Annotated in this window: 15 protein-coding genes and 1 pseudogene; 9 read left to right on the forward strand and 7 right to left on the reverse strand. The window is 71.4% G+C overall.

Annotated features, from left to right (window positions below; all coding sequences use genetic code 11):
• A pseudogene (locus tag N415_RS33275) lies at positions 1-1,857 on the forward strand (PE family protein); the annotation flags it as partial.
• Between the two features lie 22 nt (positions 1,858-1,879).
• On the opposite strand, the gene N415_RS33280 reads toward N415_RS33275, so the two are convergent.
• The gene (locus tag N415_RS33280) at positions 1,880-4,447 is read right to left on the reverse strand and encodes a LuxR family transcriptional regulator (RefSeq protein ID WP_081665364.1); all 2,568 of its coding nucleotides are present in this window, start codon (positions 4,445-4,447) and stop codon (positions 1,880-1,882) included.
• Between the two features lie 229 nt (positions 4,448-4,676).
• On the opposite strand from N415_RS33280, the gene N415_RS19695 reads away from it, so the two are divergent.
• Positions 4,677-6,635, forward strand: a complete 1,959-nt coding sequence (locus tag N415_RS19695) for a PE family protein (RefSeq protein WP_068185683.1) — start codon at positions 4,677-4,679, stop codon at positions 6,633-6,635.
• 35 nt (positions 6,636-6,670) lie between these two features.
• On the opposite strand, the gene N415_RS19700 is transcribed toward N415_RS19695, so the two are convergent.
• Entirely contained in the window at positions 6,671-7,684 is a 1,014-nt protein-coding gene (locus N415_RS19700; RefSeq protein ID WP_068185686.1) for an NAD(P)-dependent alcohol dehydrogenase, read from the reverse strand.
• A gap of 118 nt (positions 7,685-7,802) precedes the next feature.
• On the opposite strand from N415_RS19700, the gene N415_RS19705 reads away from it, so the two are divergent.
• The 4 genes from N415_RS19705 (at position 7,803) to N415_RS19720 (ending at position 10,361) form a co-directional block, all read left to right on the forward strand.
• The gene (locus N415_RS19705) at positions 7,803-8,237 is read left to right on the forward strand and encodes a nitroreductase family deazaflavin-dependent oxidoreductase (RefSeq protein WP_068185727.1); all 435 of its coding nucleotides are present in this window, start codon (positions 7,803-7,805) and stop codon (positions 8,235-8,237) included.
• Entirely contained in the window at positions 8,234-9,052 is an 819-nt protein-coding gene (locus tag N415_RS19710) for an NmrA family NAD(P)-binding protein (protein ID WP_068185694.1), read from the forward strand. Before N415_RS19705 ends, N415_RS19710 begins: the two co-directional genes overlap by 4 nt.
• Positions 9,053-9,206: 154 nt before the next feature.
• Positions 9,207-9,464, forward strand: a complete 258-nt coding sequence (locus tag N415_RS19715) for a hypothetical protein (protein WP_068185701.1) — start codon at positions 9,207-9,209, stop codon at positions 9,462-9,464.
• A 24-nt stretch (positions 9,465-9,488) separates the two neighbouring features.
• The gene (locus N415_RS19720; protein WP_068185705.1) at positions 9,489-10,361 is read left to right on the forward strand and encodes a D-alanyl-D-alanine carboxypeptidase family protein; all 873 of its coding nucleotides are present in this window, start codon (positions 9,489-9,491) and stop codon (positions 10,359-10,361) included.
• A 17-nt stretch (positions 10,362-10,378) separates the two neighbouring features.
• Here the strand turns inward: N415_RS19720 and N415_RS19725 are convergent, their stop codons facing one another.
• The 5 genes from N415_RS19725 to ffh form a co-directional block, all read right to left on the reverse strand.
• Positions 10,379-10,981 (reverse strand): TetR/AcrR family transcriptional regulator, encoded by a 603-nt coding sequence (locus N415_RS19725; protein WP_068185709.1) that lies wholly within the window; start codon positions 10,979-10,981, stop codon positions 10,379-10,381.
• 1 nt (position 10,982) lies between these two features.
• Positions 10,983-12,776 carry an amidohydrolase family protein gene (locus N415_RS19730; protein ID WP_068185711.1) on the reverse strand — a complete coding sequence of 598 codons (1,794 nt, stop codon included), beginning with the start codon at positions 12,774-12,776 and terminating at the stop codon, positions 10,983-10,985.
• A gap of 105 nt (positions 12,777-12,881) precedes the next feature.
• Positions 12,882-14,423 carry a serine/threonine-protein kinase gene (locus N415_RS19735; RefSeq protein ID WP_068185714.1) on the reverse strand — a complete coding sequence of 514 codons (1,542 nt, stop codon included), beginning with the start codon at positions 14,421-14,423 and terminating at the stop codon, positions 12,882-12,884.
• A 37-nt stretch (positions 14,424-14,460) separates the two neighbouring features.
• The gene (locus tag N415_RS19740; protein WP_152531484.1) at positions 14,461-15,537 is read right to left on the reverse strand and encodes an amidohydrolase family protein; all 1,077 of its coding nucleotides are present in this window, start codon (positions 15,535-15,537) and stop codon (positions 14,461-14,463) included.
• Positions 15,538-15,550: 13 nt separating this feature from the next.
• Positions 15,551-17,107, reverse strand: coding sequence for a signal recognition particle protein (gene ffh, locus N415_RS19745; RefSeq protein ID WP_068185719.1), 1,557 nt, complete (start codon positions 17,105-17,107; stop codon positions 15,551-15,553).
• Positions 17,108-17,194: 87 nt separating this feature from the next.
• Here ffh and N415_RS19750 point away from each other — a divergent pair, with 87 nt between their 5' ends.
• From N415_RS19750 to N415_RS19760, 3 genes are all read left to right on the forward strand, one after another.
• Positions 17,195-17,992: an alpha/beta hydrolase gene (locus N415_RS19750; RefSeq protein WP_068185721.1), complete on the forward strand. Its 798-nt coding sequence runs from the start codon at positions 17,195-17,197 to the stop codon at positions 17,990-17,992.
• A 193-nt stretch (positions 17,993-18,185) separates the two neighbouring features.
• Positions 18,186-19,883, forward strand: coding sequence for a DEAD/DEAH box helicase (locus tag N415_RS19755; protein WP_068185730.1), 1,698 nt, complete (start codon positions 18,186-18,188; stop codon positions 19,881-19,883).
• 387 nt (positions 19,884-20,270) lie between these two features.
• Positions 20,271-20,988 (forward strand): PE family protein (locus tag N415_RS19760; RefSeq protein ID WP_152531483.1); only part of this gene is annotated, 718 nt, incomplete at its 3' end.

The following is a 20,988-nucleotide window of genomic DNA, read 5'->3' on the forward strand; positions in this document are numbered from 1 at the left end:
CCGGGAACCGGGCAGCCCGGCGGCCCGGGCGGCATCCTTTGGGGCAACGGCGGCAACGGCGGGTCGGGGGTTGCCGGCAGCGGGACAGGAGTGGCCGGCGGCCCCGGTGGTGCCGGAGGGCCTGCCGGCCTGTTCGGTAGCGGTGGCGTCGGTGGAACCGGCGGGACGGGTGGCGCCGGCGCGGTCGGCGGCGTGGGCGGCCCCGGAGGGGTCGGCGGGTTGTTGGCCGGATTCGGCGGCGCCGGCGGTATCGGCGGCACCGGCGGTTCGGGGGCTGGCCTGGGCATCGCGGGCGGCCACGGCGGCAACGGCGGTGTCGGTGGCGCCAACGGCGCGCTGCTGGGCTGGGCGGCCGGGCCGGGCGGGGCCGGGGGTACGGGCGGCACCGGGGATGTCGGCGCCTCGGGCAATCCCATAACCGGCGGATCGGGTCATACCGGTTTCGCGGGCGGGGTCGGCGGCGACGGCGGGGCGGGCGGGTCAAGCTCCGCGCTCTTCAGCAACGGCGGGGCCGGCGGGGTAGGGGGTCACGGCGGGCTGGGCGGCGCCGGCGGCGTCGGCACCACCTCGGTTCTTGGCGGCGACGGTCACGCCGGCGGCACCGGCGGGACAGGCGGTAGCCCGGGCGCGGGTGGCGCCGGCGGGGCCGGCGGGCTTTTCGGTTCCCGGGGCGCCGACGCGCCAGGTGGTGTGGGCGGGACCGGGGGGACCGGCGGAGCCGGTAGCGCCGGCACTGCGGCGGTGACTGCGGGCGGCACCGGCTTCAGCGGCGGCGCCGGAGGGGTCGGCGGCCAGGGCGGCAGCGCCGGCCCAGGGGGCACCAACGGCACCGGCGGTGACGGGGGTCGCGGCGGCCAGGGCGGCGACGGCTACAGCTACCTCTCCAACACTGGCACCGGCCTCAACGGCGGCGACGGTGGCCAGGGCGGGGTGGGCGGCGACGCCGGCGCGGCCGGCGTTGGCAGCGGTTTCGCCGGCCAGGGCGGCCATGGGGGCACCGGGGGCAATGGCGGCGCGGGCGGCTGGGGTGACAACGGCGCGCAAGGCTCCGGGGCGCAGTTCAGCAGTGGCGGCCACGGCGGCAATGCCGGCCGGGGCGGGGCTGGCGGTGCCGGTGGCGGCACGCCCAACGGCGGCGTCAACGGCGACGGCGGCCGGGGCGGCGACGGCGGATGGGGCGGAGACGGCGGCCAGAACTCCACCTCGGTGACGTCGCAAAACTTTATCTACGGCGGCGGCGCTGGCGGCGGTGGCGCGGGCGGTTCCGGCGGCGATGCCGGGCTCGGCGCCGGGACCGGCGGCGCGGGCGGTCGGGGTGGTGTCGGCGGTCCCGGCGGTTATGGCGGGTTAGCCACCACGACCGGGTTCAACGGCTCCTACGGCGAAGGCGGCTCGTACGGGTATGGCGGCGACGGTGCGAGCGGGGCCGGCGGCATCGGCGGCCACGGTGGCGCCGGCGGGGGCGGGGGCGCAGGAGGCGCGGTGGGAGGCACCTTCAATTCGGAAATCGCCGGTGGCGGCGGGGGCGGCGGTGGCGCAGGCGGCGTAGGCGCAAACGCCGGTGAGGGCGGTTACGGCGGTGACGGTAGCGGCCCCAACCTCGGCGGTGCCGGTGGCGTCGGCACCGGCAGCGTTGTCGGCGGCGGTGGCGGCGGCGGGGCCGTAGCCGGCACCCCGAGCTTCGACGGCTCCGGGTCCAACGGCGGCAGTGGCGCGTCCGGCGGGGCGGGCGGTGCCGGCGCCCACGGCAACGCCTACGCCAACAGCGGCGGCTACGGCGGCGCGGCCGGCATCGGCGGCGGTGGCGGCCGTGGCTATTCCTCGTCCAGCGCAGGCAGCCCGGGCCAGGACTCTTAGTACGGAGTTGCGGGTTGACCCGTCAGGCGTCGCTCGTTTGCCGGGCGAGAGCGGCGGCTTGAGTGCGGTTGGCGACGCCGAGTTTGACGAGGATCGAACTCACATGGCCGCCGGCGGTTTTGGGGCTAATGTGCAGCGCGGCGGCGATCTGAGCGTCGCTTTTCCCGGCGGCGAGTAGCTCGAGTACTTGGCGTTCGCGCCGTGTCAACCCGTTGGGGTCGGCGAGCGTCTTGGCGCCGGGGCCGCGAAGGGTGGGGCCGCGCAACGCCGCCAGGCGCTGCTGGGCGCGACGGGCCGCGGCGCGCGCACCGAGGTGGCGAAACGTCGCCAGCGCCGCTTCCACCGCGGAGATGTCGCCGCCGAGCTGAGCGATCGCCGCGTCGTAGGGGCAGCCGCAGCGTGTCCATGCCGCCGCGGCCGCTTGCCAGTCACCACCATCGTCGGGTTCATCGCCGGCCAGGCGCATCCACCGCTGCAGGGGCTCGACCAACCACGCATCGGCTTCGGTGGGGCGGGCCGCCAACCCCGCCCGGGCCTCGGCAAGCGCGGTGTCGTCGTCGCCGGCCAACCAGGCCGCCTCGGCGCGCGCCGCCCACACCTGCAGCCCGAGTACGTTGCCCGCGCTGGACTCGAGCGCTTCATCGAGCAGGCCCCCCGCCCGTTCGCCGCGGCGCGCGCGGATCAGCGCAAGCACGACGAGCGGCAGGATTCGGTGCTGGGCGCTCAGATCCGTGCGGGTTAGGACTTGCTCCGCGAGCAGCGCGGCCTCGATCCAACTGCCCCGGTGCAACCTGGTCAGCGCGTCCGCGCCGGTGATCAGCGCCCGGAACATGACCAGGTCGTGGTCGTCGCAGAAGGCCGCCGCGCGGGTGAGATAGTCCTCGGCGCGGGCGGGCTCGCGTCGCAGGGCGGCGGCCGACGATATGAGTACGCCCAACACCGCCGCATGTTCGGTCAGGACCGGCCTGCCCAGTGCGTCGCGCCAGACCGCCTCGAAGTCGTCCCAGCCGGTGCCGCCACGGAATACGCGGCTCATCGCCTGGTAGCCGCGCGCCCGGATGACGACGGCCGGGTCGTCCAGTTGGACGCCGAGTCTCACTGCGCGCTCGGCGTATTCGGCGGCTGCTACCAGGTCGTAGCTCACCACCGTGCAGGAATGCGCCATGTTGATCAGCGACCAGGCCAGCTGAGGGGAGGGACCGAGATCATCGAGTAGCCGAAGTGACGCGCGCCCCGCCTCGATGGCTTCGGAGGTGCGTCCAAGCGGCTCCAGCAGGTGCGACAGCCAGCGCAGGTCGTCACCCTCCTCGAGTCGATGACCGAGTTGGTGGCGGACGTCGATGGCCGCGCGCCACGACGACATCGACGCGGTCGCCAGCCCGCACAGATAGCTTTCGAACGCGTGGCGCTCCAGCCACTGCGCCTCCTGCTCGGGAGGGGCGGTGCCGCGATGCCGCAGCGTCAAACCGTACAGCTCGGCGGCCTCCGCATGCGCGCCCAGCGCCGCGGCCCGCTCCGCCGCTGTCGGGCCGTGACGCGTCACCGCGTCACCATCGCCAACTTGGTCGGCGTGGAAAACCAGCGCCGGCAACATGTTCGGATCAATCGGTGGTTCGGCCAGTGCGACGAGCGCGCGCTTGTGCAGCAGCCGACGCCCGTAGTCGGGGACGCGCGACAGGGTGGCCAGCCGCGCCAACTCGTGGCGAAACCCGACCGCGTCCCCATCGGTGACCAGCACCCCCGCATCCAGGCATTCGCTCAGGGCCGGGCCCGCGCCCGGGCACACCTTTAGCACCAGGGCCGCCTGGGCGCGCGGACCGCAGACCGCGACCGCTTGTGCGGTATCGCGCGCCGCCCTCGACAGCCGAACCAGCCTGCCCCACACCGCTTCTGAGACGCTGCTCGGCAAGACGTTGCGATCCAGCGCGTCGACGCCGCAGGCCAACACCTCGGTGACGAAGAAGGGGTTTCCTCCGGTGAGGCGGTGTAGCTGGTCGGCATTGAACCCGCTGCCGGCGGCCAGCACCGCCACCGCGTCGCGGCTTAGTGGCTCCAACGCGATGCGGCTGACGGCGGCGCAGGTCGCCACATCCCCCAGCGCCACCGACAGTGGGAGCTGGCGGTCAATCTCGTCGTCGCGGTAGGAAATCACCAGCAGCAGCGGCAGCGACGCGATGCGCCGGGCAATGAAGCGCATCAGATCCAATGTCGACCCATCGGCCCAATGGGCGTCCTCGATGACCCACACCCAGCGCTGCCCGTCGCGCAATATTGCCAGTAGCCGTCGATACAACGCGCCGGTGTCGCCGGATTCGATCGCCGTGAGCAGACCGCCGGCCGCCGTGGACCCGAATCCGGCCAGCGCGTCGAGCAGCGGGCCCAGTGGGCGCGGCGCCGCCAGGGGATCGCACCAGCCCATCAACAGCCGTTCCGAGCCGTCCAGTGCGGCGGTGAAGGCGTTGATCAGCGCCGTCTTGCCGACTCCGGCTTCCCCGCGCAGCAACGCCACGCGGCCCGAACCACGACGCACCGCGCGCGCCAGCCCGGTCAGCTCGGCCAGCGCCTCCTGGCGCTCCAGCAAAGACTCCACGGCCACTCGCTCCGGCTGGTTTCTACGGTGACTTCACAAGGCGATGGAGCAAAAACAGGGAGAATTCCGGATCAATCGCGCACGCCCGCCAGCGCACACTGTGGAGGGAACGCTCCGGGCGGCCCACACGGCTACAGCCACCGCAACATCGGGACATGATGCGGCCTTACTTTAGCCGCGCCGTCGCGCGGACGCGCCCGATACGGCTGCATTTGGTGGGAGGGCCGAGATGTCGTTTGTGGTTGCGGCGCCGGAGTTTTTGTCGGCGGCGGTGGGGGACCTGCAAGGGATCGGCTCCGCGCTCAGCGAGGCCCACGCGGCGGCGGCGGGCCCGACGACCGGCCTGCTGGCGGCGGGCGGAGACGAGGTGTCGGCGGCCATCGCGGCGCTGTTCGGCGGGCACGCGCAGGCCTTTCAGGCGTTGGGCGCGCGCGCGGCGTCGTTTCACGCGCAGTTCGTGCAAGCCTTGAATGCCGGTGCGGGGGCGTATGGCGCCGCGGAGGCCGGCAACGTCTCGGCGCAGACCGTCGAGCAAGACGTGCTGGCCGTGATCAACGCACCCACGCAGGCCGTGTTGGGGCGCCCGCTGATCGGTGACGGCGCCCCCGGAGGCCCGGGACAGGCCGGCGGACCCGGCGGCTTGTTGTTCGGCAATGGAGGTCCCGGTGGCAATGGGTTGCCCGGCCAGTCCGGTGGCCACGGCGGTGCCGCAGGCTTGCTCGGCAACGGCGGGGCCGGCGGTATGGGCGGGGCGGGGGCGACCGGCGGCACCGGCGGCAGAGGCGGTTTGTTGTACGGCAGCGGCGGGATCGGTGGGCAGGGAGGGGCCGCGCTCGCGGGCATCAACGGCGGCCTGCCCGGGCATGGTGGCACCGGCGGCAACGCCTTCCTCTTCGGCAACGGCGGCTCCGGCGGCCAGGGCGGCACCGGATTGACCGGGGCCGATGGTGTCAATCCCACGGTCAGCGGCACAGCGGCCATGGGGGCCTCGGGTTTCTCCGGAGCTGCGGATAATGCCAGTGCCAGTGGCGGCCCCGGCGGCGCCGGCGTTGATGGCGGACTCGGCGCCACGGGCGGCAAGGGCGGAACCGGCGGCACTGCAGACGTCATCACCGGTATCGGAGAGGCCGTCGGCGGAAGTGGCGGACCCGGCGGTACGGGCGGCAACGGGGGTGCCGGCGGCAACGGGGGCTCTGCCGGCGGACCCGTCAGCAACTTCGACGCTGCCGTCGGCGGCGGGGGCGGCAGCGGGACTTTGGGCCTAGCGCCCGGTGGTGCGGGTGGCGCCGGAGGCATCGGCGGGGGAGCCTTCCAGAACGGAACTGCCCTTGGCGGCTTTGGTGGCTCCGGGGGTGGCGGCGGCAGCGGCGCGGCCGGTGGCGTCGGCGGCATCGGGGGCGCGGGCGGCAGCGGCGGCCACGGGGGGCTGTTGGTGGGCAACGGTGGTGCCGGCGGCGCTGGAGGCGTGGGGGGCATCGGGGGCACCGGTGCCTCCGGCGGCCTAGCCGGTGCCGGCGGCGCTGGTGGCGTCGCTTCGAGCGGTGGGAACGGCACATTCGGTGGCCACGGCGGCGCTGGTGGCGGCGGTGGGGTCGGCGGCCTGGGCGGCACCGGCGGCGCCGGTGGCGCGGGCGGTAACGGCGGTGCTGCCGGGTTGCTGGGTGCCGGCGGTAACGGCGGCAACGCCGGCGCGGGCGGTGCGGGCGGCACCGGTGGTGTCGGTGGTATGGGCGGCAGCGGGGGCCCGGGTGGTGACGCCTTGGTTGGTCCTGTCGGCAATAACCATGGCGGCTCGGGCGGAGTCGGCGGCGATGGCGGCACCGGCGGCAACGGGGGCAACGGCGGCGGCAGCGGATTGGGAGGCGCGGGCGGGACCGGCGGCAACGCCGGCCTGCTTTGGGGCGACGCCGGGTCCGGCGGGACTGGCGGAGCGGGGGGCACGACCGGCGGGCCGGGCGGGACCGGCGGCCAGGCGGGCCAACTCCTCCTGGGCACCGGCGGTGCCGGGGGCGCCGGCGGCGGAGGCGCAGCGACCGGCGGCAACGGCGCCAACGGCGGCAACGCCGTACTGTTCGGCACCGGCGGCAACGGCGGCAATGCGGGGATTGGCACGACAGTTGGCACCAGCGGCACCGGCGGCGCCGGCGGGCTGCTGCTCGGCCCGCCCGGGAACAACGGGGTCACATAGCGGGCGGCTTCGCCGCGCGACCAGACCCCCCGGCCTCAGCCGATCCGGATGACGAGCTTGCCGATGTGCTTGCCGTCGCGTAACCGCTCGAACGCCGCTTTCGCCTCCTCGAATTCGAAGACGTCGTCGATCACCGGTGCCAGCCCGGTAGCGCTGACGGCTCGCACAAGATCTTGCAGATCGGCCCGGCTCCCGACGGTGATAGATCGCGTCGTCGCGCCGGCGCCCTTGAGCAGGAAATAGTCGATGCCCGGGTTGTCTTGGCTGAGAAAGCCGATCAGCGTCACCTCGCCACCCTCGGCGACGGCACGCAACGACTGCTCGATGGTGGCCGGGCCGCCGACTTCGACGACCCGGTCCGCGCCTCGGCCACCGGTCAATTCGCGCACCTGCTCACCCCAGTTCGGATTGCGGCGGTAGTCGATGACGTCGTCGGCGCCCAGCGCTTTGAGCGTCTGCGCCTTCTCAGGACTCGACGTCGTCGCGATGACACGCCCACCGACCAGCTTCGCCAGTTGCAGCGCGAACAGCGAAACGCCGCCGGTACCGAGCGTCAACACGGTTTGGCCCGCGCGAATCGGCGCGGGGCCGCCGAGCGCGTTCCAGGCCGTGACTCCGGCGCACGGCAGCGTCGCGGCCTGATCGTCGGGTATGGAGTCGGGAATGCGCACGACCGCCTCCCGGGATACCACCTTGTACTCGGCCAGCCAGCCATCCTGGCCGCTGCCGTAGCTGTCGGAATCCGCCGTCTCCGGCATCGGGCCGCCGAACCACCTCGAGTGGAATGCGCTCACCACCCGCTCGCCGGGACGGAAGTCGTCGACGCCCTCGCCGACCTCGACGACTTCAGCGGCGGCATCGCTGCACGGCACTAGCCCGGGTGTGCTGTCGCGCACGTACCGGCCGAGGGGAATCGCCACGTCCCGATAGTTCAGCGAGACCGCTCGGATGCGGAGCAGCAATTCTCCTCGCTGGGGCGATGGGACCGGTTCTTCGTGCATCCGCAATCCATCCAGCCCGGTGAACTCGTCGAACCGGTACACGTGCATGAAGACCCTCCTTCCGATGTCAGCCTGTCGATCTCGCACTCGCGGATGGATTCCCTTGCTCCGCATCACAAAACGCGGGCGATGTTTCGCGACCGCGCAATCGGATACCCGGCATTTCGTGAGCGAGGGCAACGATTTCAACGAGCGCAATATCGCCGAGTTCCGCGCCAATCACGGCCGCGTCGGTGGCCAGTTCGACGGCGCACCGCTGGTCATCCTGCACACCGTCGGAGCGCGCAGCGGGAAGCCGCGGACCAACATCATGATGTATCTGCCCGACGGCGACCGGTACCTCGTGTTCGCCTCGAAGGCCGGCGCGGACGACAACCCCGCGTGGTATTGGAACCTCAAGGCCAACCCGGACGCCCGCATCGAAGTCGGCGACGACATCGTCGACGTGCATGCCACGGAGCTGCATGGCGCCGAGCGGGACGAGAAGTATGCGCTGCAGGCCGAGCGCTACCCGGGGTTCGCCGAGTACCAGCGCAAGACGTCGCGGACCATCCCGGTGATCGCGCTCACGCCGGTTGGGCCGAGGGAGCCCCGCGCATGAGGGTCCTGGCGACCGGCGCGACGGGCCAGTACGCCCATCACGTCGTCGCCGCCCTCGCCGCTCAGGGAATCGACGTCCGCGGCGTCGTCCACGACCCGGCGAAGGCCGACGAGGCTCGGCGGGCCGGTGCGACCGAGACGGTGCAGCTGGACCTGGCCGACGCCGACGGGGTCGCCAAGGCGCTGGACGGCGTCGACGGAGTCTTCCTGATCACCCCGGCGTTTCACCCGGATGCCACGTCGATGGCGCTCAACGTCGTCGGGGCGGCCGTCGCGGCGGGCGTCGAGAAGTTCGTCTACAACGGTGTGTACCACCCGTCGCTGAGCCTGCCGAACCACGCGGGAACGCGCCCGGTCGAGGAGGCACTTTATGCGTCCGATCTGGACTTCACCGTGCTGCAGCCGGCGATGTACGTCCAAGCGCTGGAGGCGACCTACCGGAGCGCGTTGGAAACCGGCGCCGTCGTCGCCCCGTGGTCGAAGCACTCGAAGATGACCTACGTCGACTACCGCGACGTCGCGGAGGCGGCCGCATTGGCCTTCATCGAGCCGAGCCTGTCGCGTGGCACCTTCGAGCTCGCGGCCGGCGGCATGGTCGACCGGGTCGAGGTCGCCGAGATGATGAGTCGGGTCGCGGGGCGCACCCTGCGGGCCGAGGACACCGACGACGTCCCCCCGGGTCCCGAGGGCCTGGCGACGATGTTCGAAGACTACGACCGGCACGGCTTTCACGGCGGCAATTCGCTTGTGCTGCAAGCCATTCTGCGTCGCGAACCCCGTTCCGTCGCCGAATTCATCGCGGGGCTCGCGGCGTAAGACTTGGGATCGGTATCGGCGCGGGCCGGTGTCCACTTGTTGCGGCGGCCCATCCGGGCCTCCAGCAACGAAGGAGCCCGACATGAACCCAACGGGGCGTTTCTCCCGTTTTCGCAGGACACCGGCGCCCACCACGCGGAATAATCCCGTGGGTATGAAAGCCATGATCGCGGGATTAGCAACGGCGTCGTTCATGTTGGGCGGCGCGGGTCTGGCCGCGCCCTCCGCGCAGGCGGCTCCGTGCCCGGCCGGGAAGTCCTGCCAGCACTGGTGCCCCGGTGACGTCCTTCCGGCGGGCCGCCCCGTCCCGTGGGACGGCAACGTCTGCCACGACTACTACTGGGACTACTACGGCGTGCACGACATCGGCGACGGGGCGAACTATTCCTGGCGCGACATGCCTTGGCACTAGGCCGGAAGGTTAAACTGTGCGGCCATGCGCAAGCTCATGGCCGCCGTCACCGCCCTGCTGGCGGCCGGTGCCATCGCGGGAGCCACGCCTTCCCGAGCCGACAGCACGCAGCCGATCGGCTCGGTGCCGATCCCGGATGGCCCGGCCCAGACCTGGATCGTGGCCGACCTGGACAACGGTCAGGTGCTGGCCGCCCGCGACGCGAACGTCCCCCACCCGCCGGCGAGCACCATCAAGGTGCTGCTGGCCCTGGTGGCGCTGGACCAGGTAAGCCTCGACTCCACCGTCGTCGCCGACGTCGCCGACACCGAGGTCGAGTGCAACTGCGTCGGCATCAAGCCGGGCCGCACCTACACCGCGCGCCAATTGCTCGACGGGTTGTTGCTGGTTTCCGGCAACGACGCGGCCAACACCCTGGCGCACCTGCTGGGCGGCGCGGACGCCACCGTGGCCAAGATGAATGCCAAGGCCGCGTCCCTGGGCGCCACGAGCACCTTCGCGGCGACCCCGTCCGGCCTGGACGGCCCCCGCGGCTCCGGGGCGTCGACAGCGCACGACCTGGCCGTCATCTTCCGCGCCGCGATGGCCAACCCGGTGTTCGCGCAGATCACCGCCGAGCCGTCGGCGATGTTCCCCGGCGACCACGGCGACGAACCGATCACCAACCAGGACGAACTGCTACAGCGCTACCCCGGCGCCATCGGCGGCAAGACGGGCTTCACCGACGCCGCGCGCAAGACTTTCGTCGGCGCCGCCGCCCGCGGAGGGCGCCGGTTGGTGATCGCAATGATGTACGGGCTGGTGAAACAGGGCGGACCCACGTACTGGGATCAGGCCGGCAGCCTGTTCGACTGGGGCTTCGCGCTCAACCCCGAGACCGGTGTGGGCTCGCTCTAGGCTCGCTGTACCGCTTCTCACAAGCCAATATTCGGCAGCGCCGCGCGCATCAGCCCCGTCAGCACCGGTATCCGCCGCTGGGCGATCGTCGGCTGCGGCAGCACCCCCTCCACCACGGCGGCGCCGTCGAACACGTTCGTCATCAGCGCCACGACCACCGGGAACGTCTCCTCGTCGAAGCCCTCGGCGCCGGGCATCGCCCGCGCGGCGTCGTAGATCTTCGCCGAGTACTGCCCCAGCTCGTGTTGCAAAGTGTCCCTTAGCTTTTCGTCGGTGCGCGCGGCGACCAGCAGCTCGTAGAGCACGGCGTTGGTCGGTGCGGTGGTGATGTCCCGCAGAATCGCCAGGGCAGCGTCGAAGGCAGGCTGGTCAGCCGGAATTTCCGCAACCCGCTTGGTGAACGACTCCAGCTGACGGCGCAACACCTCGGACGCGGTCGCCGCCATGAAATCGCCCATCGTGTCGAAGTGGCGGAACAGGGCGCCGACGGAAACCCCCGCGCGCTTGGTGATCACCGCGGCCGATGCCCGCGCGTAGCCGACCTCGATGATGGTGTCGATGCACGCCTCGAGGAGCCGCGCGACGGTTTCCTCCCGGCGCTGCTGCTGGGTCCTGGCCATGTCAGGCCCCGACTTTCTCCACGCTGCGGCCCCGGCTGCGCTGGCCCGCCCGCAGATAGCGGCCCGACTTCACGGTCTGGCCGTAGCCCTCGCGGAATTGGCCCGCGCGGAAGACGACCTCGCCACCCACACCGGTCGCGACGACGGCGTCGTCGTTGCGATTGACCATGCGCCGCAGGCCGCCGTAGAACGGCACCGCTTCCTCGTGGTAGCCGTCCACCGATTCGTTGAGGCCGGCCGGGTCGATCACGACGAAGTCCGCGCGGTCGCCCTCGCACAGCGTGCCGGCGTCGATGCCGAACCACTGCGCCAATTCGCCGGTCAGCCGGTGCACCGCGTGTTCGGTGGACATGAACGGCGCGCCGGCCCGGTGCGCGTCGCGAATGCGCTTGAGCATCTTGAGCGGGAAGTTATAGAACGCCATGTTGCGCAGGTGCGCCCCGGCGTCGGAGAAGCCCATATGGATGCTGGGCTCGGCGGCGAGCTTGTTGAGCTGCCGGGGCCGGTGGTTGGCGACGACGGTCGTCCACCGGACGTTGCGCTCACCGTTTTCGACGAGCACATCGAGGAACGCGTCCAGCGGGTGCAGCCCGCGCTCGTCGGCGATCGCGCCAAAGCTCTTGCCGATCAACGACTTATCGGGGCACTCGACGATGACCGCATCGTGGAAGTCGCGGTGCCACAGCGACGGGCCGAGCTTGATCCGGTCGAACTCGCGCCGAAACTTGCGGCGGTAGTCCTTGTCGGCCAGCAGCTCGTTGCGCTGCAGTTGGTCGCGCAGGTGCAGGGCGGCCGTCCCGGCGCCGAACTCCTCGAAGACCGGCAGGTCGATGCCGTCGGAGTAGAGCTCGAACGGGACGGGCAGGTGCTGGAAGCGCACCCTGGAACCCAGGAACTTGTTCAGCAGGCGGGTGCCGAGCCCGAAGGTGTGCACGGCCAGCGGCATGGACTTCGCATCCGCCGACACCAGCAGGCTCATCCGAACTGCCCTGCGCCACCCCAACATTGGGCTGCTGGCCAGGAAGAACAGCAGTGCGGATTTCGAGTCCTCGACGTCGGGCGCGCTCTGTAGGATGCGGCCGCGCTTGCGCAGCACGTTGATCAGCCGGCGCCGCTCCCGCCACGTTGCGAACGTCGACGGCAACGCGCGCGACCGGAAGCGGTCGCCGTCGAGTTTGTCGATGGCGGCGTCCATGCCGGACATGCCGAGCATCCCGGCGTCGAGGGCCTCATCCAGCAGCGCCGCCATCTTCTCCAGCTCGGCCTTGGTGGGCTTGACCGTCTCGTCCGTGGCGCGATCCAGCCCCAGCACCGCGGTCCGCAAGTCTGAATGGCCAAGCAGCGAACCGACATTCGGCCCGAGCGGCAGGGCGTCGAGCGCCCGGATGTAGTCCGCGGCCGTCGACCACGTTTTGGTGGAATCCAAAGCGCCGTAGACGTATTCGCGCGGCACCGCCTCGACTCGGCTGAATAGGTCGGCCGCGTCCTCGGAATCGGCGTACACCGTCGACAGCGAGCAGTTGCCCAGCAATACCGTCGTGACGCCGTGGCGCACCGACTCCCGCAGTCCCGGGTCCAGCAGCACCTCGGCGTCGTAGTGGGTGTGCACGTCGATGAAGCCCGGCACGATCCACTTGCCGGCCGCGTCGATCACCTCGGGGCAGCCGGTCTCGTCCAGCGGCGTGCGGGACACGGTGGCCACCACGCCATCCCGAATTCCAAGGCTGCGCGTCTGCGGCGCACGGCCGGTGCCGTCGAACCACAGTCCGTCGCGAATGATCACGTCGTAGGCCACGTTGCCTCCAAGCTGGGTCGGGTTGCGACGAAACGTAACATAGATAGCAAGTACTCGCAATCTTTTCGCCAGCCGTGTCCGCTCGCGAGAAAATGCCTGGTCAAGTCATCGAGGGGGGTCGGGCACCGTAACACCGGGCGGCACGTCGCCGCTGCGGGTGGCCTGCGCGGGAGCCCGGAGCACCGCGCCCTGCTGGTCGCATTCGTTGCTTCGCACGGTGACGGTCAGTTCCCCGGCGAGCCCGCCTTGCGGGCGCGGCCGCAGCGACAGCACCTGCGTCGTGGCCTGCGTCCGCTCGGCGCCGTCCGGCGCGATGCAGGGGAACGTTCCCTCTTCCGGCCGCGACAGCCAACGACCATCGCGGAATTGCAGCACGACCGGCTGCGAGACCGTCGACTTCGCCTGCGTGTGGTCGTTGTCGTCCAGCGGCGCGCCGACGGCCGTGCAGGGGCCGGGCGCGCACGACGAGCGAAAGGCCCACCAGGTGGTCACGTCGGGCGGCTGGGGCTCGGGCGTGAGGTTGAACGTCTGCCGGCTGCGCTGCACCTCGAGGCGGTAGGTGCCGTCGAGCGGGATTGGGGCGGCCGGCGCGCTCACGGTCGGCTGGGCGGCCGGGGCGGCCGTCGCGTCGGTCTTGCGCTCGCCGACGAAGCCGGCGACGAGCAGCCCCCCGACGACCACCAGCGCCGCGGCGCCCAGCGCGATCCTGCGGCGGCGGTGCGTCCTCGGTGCGGTGGCCGGAGTCTTGGCCGCATCGGGTGCGGGAGCCCCGGAACGATCCGCGACGAAGTCGTCGGGCCGGTCGGCCAACGGGGCCGCCGCGGGCGGGACGGGGCAGGAGTAGGCCGGGTAATCGGCGACGAGGACGGCCTCGGGGCTGCGATCGCGGCTACGGGCGCCCGCCTGGTCGTTCAACGCCTCGGCGAATTCGCCGCAGGTCTCGAACCGGTCGCCGGCGCTGGTCGCCAGGGCGCGGGTGAACACGCCGTCCAGGCGCGCTAATTCCGGGCGCAGGTCGCTGAGCGCGGTGCCCGGTGGCGGCGGCGCGCCGGCCAACAGGTGGAACGCGGTGGCGGCCAGCGCGTACTGGTCGGCGCGTCCGTCGGCGCTGTCGCCCGCCAGTTCGGGCGCGGCGTAGCCGGCCGTGCCGAGCCGGCCGCCTATGCCGAAGTCGGTCAACAGGGTCCGTTGCTCACCCTCCCCGCGTCCCGTCACCAAGACGTTGGCGGGCTTGACGTCGCGGTGCAGCAGTCCGCGTTTGTGCGCATAGTCGAGCGCGTCGGCGACGGCGGTCACGATGGACAGCACCTCGCCCACGGGCGCGACGGCCGGGAATCGATCGGAGATCAGCCGCGCGGCGTTGATGCCCTCGACGTACTCCATCGCGACGTACAACTCGTCGTCGAACTCCCCGCGGTCGCGGACCTCGACGATGCCCGGGTGATAGAGGTTCGTCGCGATCGGGTTCTCCGCCCAAAACCTCCGGCGGAACTCGCCGTCCGCCGACAGCGCCGAAGCCAGGACCTTCAACGCCTGCCAGCGCGATGAGCGGGGGTTCTGGACAAGATAGACCGCACCAGTCGCTCCAGAACCCAGCCTCCGCGCGACCAGGTAACCGGCGAAGGTCGCGCCGCTGGCCAACGCCATCACGTGATCCTAACCACGATCGCGGCGCCGCGCGCGCCTAGCCATGTGGCCGAAAGACCTTGCCGCGCAATATCACCAGGTCCGGCCGGTTCAGCACACCGGGGCCTTGTCTGGGGTCCTCGGAATAACACAGCAGGTCGGCCGACGCCCCGTGATCGAGTCCGGGTCGGCCCAGCCAGCGACGGGCGTCCCAGCACGCGGCGCCCAGCGCGTCGGTGGGGCTCATCCCGATGCCCTTGAGGGCCTCGACCTCGTCGGCGATCCGCCCGTGCGCGATCATGCTGCCGGCGTCGCTGCCGGCGTAGATCGGCACGCCCGCCTCGCGCGCCGCGGCCGTGCGCGCCGGGCACCGCGCGAGCAGGTCGCGCATGTGCGCGGCGTAGGCCGGGTAACGCGCCGCGGAGTCCGCGATGCCTTGGAAATTCTCCAAAGTGTTGATCAGCGTGGGCACCAGCGCGGTTCCGTGCTCGAGCATCAGGGCAATGGTGTCGTCGGTGAGCCCGGTGCCGTGTTCGATGCAGTCGATGCCGGCGTTGATCAGGCCGGGCAGCGCGTCCTCGCTGAAGACGTGCGCGGTGACGCGGGCGCCGTGGGCGTGCGCGGCGTCGATCGCGGCCTTGAGCACGTCGTCGGACCACAGCGGGGCGAGGTCGCCGACGCCGCGGTCAATCCAGTCGCCGACGAGCTTGACCCAGCCGTCGCCGCGCTTGGCCTCCCGGGCCACCGCGTCCGGCAACTGGGATTCGTCCTCGAGTTCGTCGGCGAAGCCGCGCGAGTAGCGCTTGGGCCTCGCCAGGTGCTTGCCGGCCCGGATGATGCGGGGCAGGTCGTCGCGCTGGTCGAGGCTGCGGGTGTCGGTCGGTGAGCCGGCGTCCCGCAACAGGAGCGCGCCGGCGTCGCGCTCGGTCTCGGCCTGGCCGATGGCCTCCTCGAGCGGGATCTCGCCGTCGTCGCCGAGACCGACGTGACAGTGCGCGTCCACCAGGCCGGGCACGATCCAGCCGCCCTCAAAGACGGTGTTGGCGCCCGCGACCGGTTCGGCGCTGATGCGGCCGTCGACGACCCACAGCTCGATCTCGGTCTCGCCGGGCAGCTCCAGGCCCCGCAGGCGCATCCGCACGGCGCGGCTAGTTCTTGCCCGGGTTGCCGGGGAACTTGAGCTTGGACAGGTCGAAGTCGGCCAGGCCGGGTGGCAGCTCGTCGAGGCCCTTGGGCATCTGCGAAAGGTCGGGGAAGCCGGCGGGCATGCCGCCCATGAGCGGGTTCCTGGCCTTGGGCGGCGTCGGGCCCCGTCCCCCCTTCTTGCCCTTCTTTCCCTTCGCGCCCTTGGCCTTTCGGGTCGCGGACTTGCGGCCGAGACCGGGGATGCCCATGCCGCCGAGCATCGACGACATCATCTTGCGGGCCTCGAAGAAGCGGTCGACCAGCTGGTTGACCTCCGACACCGTCACGCCCGAACCGTTGGCGATGCGCAACCGCCGCGACGCGTTGATGATCTTCGGGTCAGCGCGCTCCTGCGGCGTCATCCCGCGGATGATGGCCTGCAGCCGGTCGAGTTGCTTGTCGTCGACCTCGGCGAGTGCGTCCTTCATCTGGCCGGCGCCGGGCAGCATGCCCAGCAGGTTGCCGATGGGACCCATCTTGCGGATGGCCAGCATCTGTTCGAGGAAGTCCTCCAGCGTCAGCTCGCCGGTGCCGATCTTGGCGGCCGCCTCCTCGGCGCGTTGCGCGTCGAAGACCTGCTCGGCCTGCTCGATCAGCGTCAGCACGTCGCCCATGCCCAGGATGCGGCTGGCCATCCGGTCCGGGTGGAAGATGTCGAAGTCCTCGAGCTTCTCGCCGCTGGACGCGAAAAGGATTGGGACGCCGGTGACCTCGCGGACCGACAGGGCGGCGCCGCCGCGGGCGTCACCGTCGAGCTTGGTCAGCACCACGCCGGTGAAGCCGACGCCCGCACCGAACGCCTCGGCGGTGGCGACGGCGTCCTGGCCGACCATCGCGTCGAGGACGAACAGCACCTCGTCGGGGTTGACGGCGTCGCGGATGGCCGCGGCCTGCGCCATCAGCTCGTCGTCGATGCCCAGCCGCCCCGCGGTGTCGACGATGACGACGTCGAAGTGCTTGGCGCGGGCCTCGGCGAGGCCGGCAGCGGCGACGGCGACCGGGTCACCGGGTCCGGATTCGGGGGACGCTCCGGGATGCGGCGCGAACACCGGAACGCCGGCCCGCTCGCCGACGACCTGCAGCTGGTTCACGGCGGCCGGCCGCTGCAGGTCGCACGCCACCAGCAGCGGCGTGTGCCCCTGGCCGCGCAGCCAGGCGGCCAGCTTGCCGGCCAGCGTCGTCTTACCAGAGCCCTGCAGACCGGCGAGCATGATCACGGTCGGCGGCGTCTTCGCGAACGCCAGCTGGCGCGTCTCACCGCCCAGGATGCCGATCAGTTCCTCGTTGACGATCTTGACGACCTGCTGCGCCGGGTTCAGCGCGCCGGAGACCTCGGCCCCCTTGGCGCGCTCCTTGATCCGGCCCACGAACGCCCGCACCACGGGCAGCGACACATCCGCTTCCAGTAGCGCCAGCCGGATCTCGCGGGTGGTGGCCTCGATATCGGCGTCGGTCAGACGACCCTTGCCCCGCAGCCCCTGTAGGGCACCGGTCAATCGGTCGGACAGCGATTCAAACACCCCGCCAGCCTAGTGGTTGGAGCGATTGCCGAGCGTGCGGCACCGCAGGGGCTTGACGTCGCGACGCGAGCGAAGAAAAGTCGGCTCATGCTCGAGGTGATCGACAAGGGTTCGTGCACCGATGCCCACCCGGTGCCGCTGCTCTTCGTGCACGGCGGCTGGCATGGCGCGTGGTGCTGGGACGACGGTTTCCTGGACTTCTTCGCCGACGCGGGCTATCGCGCGGTCGCGATGAGCCTGCGCGGGCATGGCACCAGCCCCACCGACAAGCCGCTGCCGAAGGTTTGCATCGAGGACTACATCGACGACGTCCGTTCGGTGGCCGACGATCTGGGCGGCGCGCCGGTGCTGATCGGGCATTCCCTGGGCGGCTACACGATCCAGCGTTACCTGGAAGACCGAACGGCGCCGGCCGCGGTGCTGGTGGGCTCCATTCCGCCGTCGGGCGTGCTCGGGGCGGCGCTGCGCGTCTGGCGCCGGCGGCCCTGGATGACCGTGCACTCGTTCAACGACCCCACGTTGGTCAAGTTCCTGCGCACGTCGGGCCTCGCCCGCGCCTACCTCTTCTGCAAGGACACGCCCGAGGACATCGTCCTATCTTGCTGGCACCGCGCCGGGCCCGAGAGCATCCGCGCGGCGATGACCGACCCGATGTTCCGCCGGGTCAAAACCGACCGCGTCACCACCCCGATGCTGGTGCTCGGCGCCGTGCACGACGGCTTCGTCAGCGTCGGCGCGGTGCGCGCGACGGCGCGCGCCTACCGAACCGAGCCGGAGTTCTTCCCGATGGGTCACAACATGATGCTCGAGCCGGGATGGCCCGACGTCGCCAAGCGAATCCACGCCTGGCTCGACGCTCACGACCTGGCGGGCAACGCCGGCTAGCGGCGATCGCAAGCGCGGCGTAGCCGGGCGCGGCGGGTCGCCGCAACCAAGGGACCAGTGCGTCGCTGCTGCGCCGAAAAGCGTTGGCATGCTACATTTCACACCCGCCATGGGCCGCGTCGACGCTGTCGGGGCACGACCGGGACACGACAAGGCCATGCGCGCGAACCACGTCTGAGGGGGAGCTGTGTCGATGCTGTTGGGCAGCGACACGGGCTCGCCGTTGCGCGGCTGGCAGCGCCGGGCGCTGGTGAAATATCTGGCCGCCCAGCCGCGCGATTTCCTGGCCGTCGCCACCCCGGGCTCCGGCAAGACGACGTTCGCGCTGCGGGTGGCGGCCGAGCTGCTCGGTCAACGCGCCGTCGACCAGGTCACCGTCGTGGTGCCCACCGAGCACCTCAAGGTGCAGTGGGCGCTGGCGGCGCAGCGACACGGCCTGGCCCTGGACCCGAGGTTCTCCAACACCAGCCCGCAGACCTCGCCGGAGTATCACGGCGTGATGGTCACCTACGCGCAGGTCGCCGCGCACCCGACGCTGCACCGCGTGCGCACCGAGCAGCGCAAGACCCTGGTCATCTTCGACGAGATCCATCACGGCGGTGACGCCAAGACGTGGGGCGAGGCCATCCGCGAGGCCTTCAGCGACGCGACGCGCCGGCTCGCTTTGACGGGCACGCCTTTTCGCAGCGACGACAGCCCCATCCCGTTCGTCACGTACACCTCCGGCCCCGACGGGGTGCTGCGGTCGCAGGCCGACCACACCTACGGCTACACCGAGGCCCTCGCCGACGGCGTGGTCCGGCCGGTGGTGTTCCTCGCCTATTCCGGGCAGGCCCGCTGGCGGGACAGCGCCGGCGAGGAGCACGCCGCGCGACTGGGCGAGCCGCTGTCCGCCGAGCAGACCGCGCGCGCGTGGCGCACGGCGCTCGACCCGGCGGGCGAATGGATGCCCGCGGTGATCGCGGCCGCCGATCAGCGGCTGCGCCAGAAGCGGGCCCACGTGCCCGACGCCGGCGGCATGATCATCGCCTCCGATCGCACGGCGGCCCGCGCGTATGCCGCCCTGCTGACCAAGCTGACGTCGGAGCCGCCGACTGTGGTGCTGTCCGACGATCCCGGCTCGTCGGCGCGGATCACCGAATTCGCCGAGAGCACCAGCCGGTGGCTGGTCGCGGTGCGCATGGTCTCCGAGGGCGTCGACGTCCCCCGGCTTTCGGTCGGGATTTACGCCACCAGCGCCTCGACGCCGCTGTTCTTCGCCCAGGCCATCGGCCGGTTCGTGCGGTCGCGTCGGGCCGGCGAGACCGCCAGCATCTTCGTGCCGTCGGTGCCCAGCCTGCTGCAGCTGGCCAGCGAGCTGGAGGCACAGCGCAACCACGTCCTCGGCGAACCGCACCGCGAGGAGGGCGATCCCCTCGATGGTGACCCGGCCGTGCGGACGCAAACCGAAAAGGCGGAAACGGATAAGGGTTTCACCTCGCTCGGCGCCGACGCCGAGCTGGACCAGGTCATCTTCGACGGGTCCTCGTTCGGCACCGCCGCCCCGGCCGGCAGCGAGGAGGAGGCCGACTACCTCGGCATCCCGGGGTTGCTCGACGCCGAGCAGATGCGCGCACTGCTGCACCGGCGTCAGGACGAGCAGCTGGCCAAGCGGGCCGCCAACGCTGGTGCACCGGCTCCCATGCCGTCGATGCACGGACAGCTGCGCGACCTGCGCCGCGAGCTCAACACGCTCGTCTCGGCGACGCACCACCGCACCGGCAAACCGCACGGCTGGATCCACAACGAACTGCGCCGTCGCTGCGGTGGGCCGCCGATCGCCGCGGCGACGCGCGAGCAGATCCAGGCCCGCATCCAAGCTTTGAGGCAGCTGAATTCTGAGCACTCTTGAGTTTGGAAGATCCGCTCGCCCTCGCGCAGAAACAGGCTCAGGCCGGGCAGTTCGCCGCGTTCGATCCAGATGGCTCCCGCCGCCTTCTGTTGATTTCCTGGGCACAACGCGCCCGCAGGACACTAGCCGAAGGCCTCGTCGGGGCTGCCCACCGCGACCATCAGGTGCTTCTCCATAGCAGCCTGCGCGTCTTGCGGCGCCTCCACACACGACACGTCTGCCGCCGTCGACCCGAACGCGTGGACCTTCGCGCACGCGGATGTCCCGAGAATTAGGTAATCGCATACTCATGCTTCCCCCAGACCCCTTGCTTACGCTCCACCTACCTGACGGTTGAGGACCGCCGGGCTAGTGACAACCAGGGGGCTAGCCAGCAGGAAGATCGATATGTCGTATGTAATCGCGGCGCCGGCGATAATGACTTCGGCGGCAACGGATCTGTCCAACATCGGCTCAACGCTGACCGTCGCGCAAGCGGCGGCGGCCGCCCCGACGACGGGGGTGCTGGCCGCGGCTGAGGATCAGGTGTCGGCGGCGATTGCGGCGGTGTTCTCCTCCCATGGCCAGCAGTTTCAGGCACTCGGTGCGCAGGCCGCGGCGTTCCACGACCAGTTTGTTCGATTGTTGTCTTCGGGTGGGATCGCCTATAGGGCCGCCGAGACGGCGAATGCCTCGCCGCTGCAAGCCTTGGAGCACCAAGCTCAGGCCGTGGCGGCGTTTTCCCCATGGAAGGACCTGACGGGACGACCGCTGTTCGGCAACGGCGCGGACGGGGCGCCGGGGACGGGGCAGGCCGGCGGAGACGGTGGGTGGCTGTTCGGTAATGGCGGCGATGGGGGGTCGGGGTTACCCGGACAGGCCGGTGGGGCTGGCGGGTCGGCGTTTTTGTGGGGCCAAGGCGGTAATGGGGGGGCCGGCGGGACGGCCAGCCTCGCCGGCGGGAACGGCGGGTCCGGGGGTGCTGGCGGGAGGGCCGGCCTGCTCGTGGGTAATGGCGGGTTTGGCGGTCACGGTGGGGATGGTGTTTCCGGTGCCCCAGGTGGGACGGGCGCGACCGGCCAACACGGCGGGAACGGGGGGAACGGCGGGGCCGGCGGGGCCGCCG

This window comes from Mycobacterium sp. UM_CSW, from assembly GCF_000455205.1.
In the GTDB taxonomy this organism is placed as follows: Bacteria; Actinomycetota; Actinomycetes; order Mycobacteriales; family Mycobacteriaceae; genus Mycobacterium.